Origin of the sequence: Micromonospora sp. DT178 (assembly GCF_049841695.1) — a bacterium.
Classification (GTDB): domain Bacteria; phylum Actinomycetota; class Actinomycetes; order Mycobacteriales; family Micromonosporaceae; genus Micromonospora.
On record NZ_JBNCKV010000099.1, the window covers coordinates 1 to 247 of the forward strand.

Sequence of the window (247 nt, forward strand, 5' to 3'; positions counted from 1 at the left end):
TGATGCCCCCGCCGGCGGGCATCCGACAACCGCTCCAACACCAGAACCCCGACACCCTCACCCCAACCCGTGCCGTCAGCCGCGTCCGCGAACGGTTTACACCGCCCATCAGCGGCCAACCCGCCCTGCCGGGAAAACTCCACAAACGCTCCCGGAGTGGCCATCACCGCCACACCACCGGCCAGGGCCATCGAACACTCACCCGACCGCAACGCCTGCGCCGCCAAATGCACCGCCACCAACGACG

Annotated in this window: 1 protein-coding gene; it reads right to left on the reverse strand. The window is 68.8% G+C overall.

The window, feature by feature from the left end; genetic code table 11:
• A partial coding sequence (locus ACLQ22_RS32135) for a beta-ketoacyl synthase N-terminal-like domain-containing protein (protein ID WP_425695626.1) occupies positions 1–239 on the reverse strand: 239 nt, incomplete at its 3' end.
• Between the last annotated feature and the right edge of the window lie 8 nt (positions 240–247).